The organism is Sphingobacterium shayense (assembly GCF_013179575.1).
Classification (GTDB): Bacteria; Bacteroidota; Bacteroidia; order Sphingobacteriales; family Sphingobacteriaceae; genus Sphingobacterium; species Sphingobacterium shayense.
This window is the reverse complement of the sequence record NZ_JABMCQ010000302.1, coordinates 1-1,881: the sequence shown is the minus strand read 5'-3', so window position 1 is coordinate 1,881 and position 1,881 is coordinate 1. Positions and strand designations below refer to the sequence as shown.

Annotated in this window: 3 protein-coding genes; all 3 read left to right on the top strand. The window is 38.5% G+C overall.

From position 1 onward, the window contains the following. On the top strand, positions 1 to 193 hold a 193-nt coding region (locus HP439_RS18915; RefSeq protein WP_172391880.1), incomplete at its 5' end, for a chorismate-binding protein. 83 nt (positions 194 to 276) lie between these two features. After that, positions 277 to 939: a TatD family hydrolase gene (locus HP439_RS18910; protein WP_172391879.1), complete on the top strand. Its 663-nt coding sequence runs from the start codon at positions 277 to 279 to the stop codon at positions 937 to 939. Continuing rightward, positions 936 to 1,667: a tRNA threonylcarbamoyladenosine dehydratase gene (locus HP439_RS18905; protein ID WP_172391878.1), complete on the top strand. Its 732-nt coding sequence runs from the start codon at positions 936 to 938 to the stop codon at positions 1,665 to 1,667. The genes HP439_RS18910 and HP439_RS18905 overlap by 4 nt, the downstream gene beginning before the upstream one ends. Positions 1,668 to 1,881: the final 214 nt, after the last annotated feature.

Below are 1,881 nucleotides of genomic sequence, written 5' to 3'. Positions count from 1 at the left end.
AGGCTATTTTGATCCCAACAACGATTTTGACTTCAACGTTGTGATTCGATCAATCCTGTATAATCAAGAAACCGGTTACTTATCGTTTCACACTGGAGGTGCCATTACCTTAGAAGCAAATGGTGAGAAGGAATATGAAGAATGTCTTTTGAAAGCGTCTGCGATTTTACGTGTGTTAAACGCGAAACTTTAATCCAATAAAGTATAATTAACTGAATCTCAACAAAATTACGTTCAAAATTTCAAATTTCGACTTCAAAAATTGTATATTTGAGTATGCATGTTCCATATATCAACATACATACACATAATACTTTCGAATGTACGGAACATGAATTTTCGATTCCGAATGTTATTATATCAAAAAACTACCTTACTTCCTCCCCTTGTTCGCTTGGGATTCACCCTTGGTACGTTGAATCCTCGACTTCTGCACAAATTGACGCTTTAAACGAACATGGCAAAAAGGAACACGTCCTAGCGATCGGAGAATGTGGACTGGACAAACTTTGCGACACGGAGTGGCCCGTTCAACAAGAGACTTTTAAAAAACAGATCGCTTTCGCGAATACCATTCAAAAACCGTTAATTGTTCATTGTGTCAAGGCGCACCAAGAATGTCTAGAGATGCTGAAAGAAGAAGGCGTAAAAGTTCCGGTTATTTTCCACGGATTTGAAAAAAATATTGCATTAGCGCAGCAGATTATTAATGCAGGTTTTTATATCAGCCTGGGTCCTTCGCTATTAAACGGAAAAAAAGATGAATTGATATTAGGATTACCTCTAGATAAAATTTTCTTAGAAACAGACGACAGATCTGCCAAAATAATAGATGTTTATGCTTATTTTTGCGCGATTCGAAAAATGGAGCTCCCGGAATTAAAGAATCAGCTCTATCGAAATTTCAAAAATATTTTTACATATCAGCTATTGAAATGAAGGATTTATCTTGGCTTTCTAGAACAGAAGCCTTAACAGGCCGAGAGGCGCTGGAAAAATTAACAAACTCACATGTTATGGTTTTAGGCCTAGGGGGGGTTGGATCCTTCGCGGCTGAGTTTATTTGTCGCGCAGGCGTCGGAAAAATGACTATCATCGATGGAGATACCGTCGACCCATCAAACCGCAACCGACAGCTTCCTGCGTTAGCGACAAATCATGGCGTTTCTAAAGTCCAAATCATGAAGGACCGGCTACTCGCAATTAATCCCGAACTTGATTTGACGGTCGTTGAAGAATTTGTTATACCGGAACGGATTCCTGAATTACTTTCGTCAGCACCAGACTACTGTGTAGAAGCTATCGACAGTATCACTCCAAAACTATTTTTCATACGTCTGGCATTAGAAAGAAAACTTCAGTTTGTTAGTTCCATGGGGGCCGGAGGAAAAGTTGATCCTACGAAGATTCAAATTGACGATATCTCAAAATCCTATAACTGTAAACTAGCACACCATATCCGAAAGAAGTTAAGGAAACACGGCATCCGTGACGGGTTCAAAGTTGCTTTTTCGACAGAACTTCCCAATAAAGACTCTTTGCTATACACAGATGGAAGTAATTACAAAAAGTCCGCCTATGGTACAATGTCATATCTTCCAGCAGCGTTCGGTGGCGCGATTGCCTCTGTTGCTATACGAGAGCTTTGTGGTATAAAAGTCTTTTAAACACTACCCAAGGCGTAACTAATGTTATGTTTAAAATGAGCTTCAACAAATTAAACCTCACTCTATGATAACACTAATTAAATTAGTATAATTGTAGTGTGAATAAACAAAAGAAATTTGCAATTGTCGATATAGAAACGACCGGGAATTATGCTGGCGGGAGCCGAATTACAGAAATTGCCATCATTATAGTAAATGGCAATAAAATTTTAGA

Bases quoted from the DNA above. Each gene is read 5' to 3' on its own strand.
- HP439_RS18905 (WP_172391878.1), top strand. From the start codon at position 936: ATGAAGGATTTATCTTGGCTTTCTAGAACAGAAGCCTTAACAGGCCGA.
- HP439_RS18910 (WP_172391879.1), top strand. From the start codon at position 277: ATGCATGTTCCATATATCAACATACATACACATAATACTTTCGAATGT.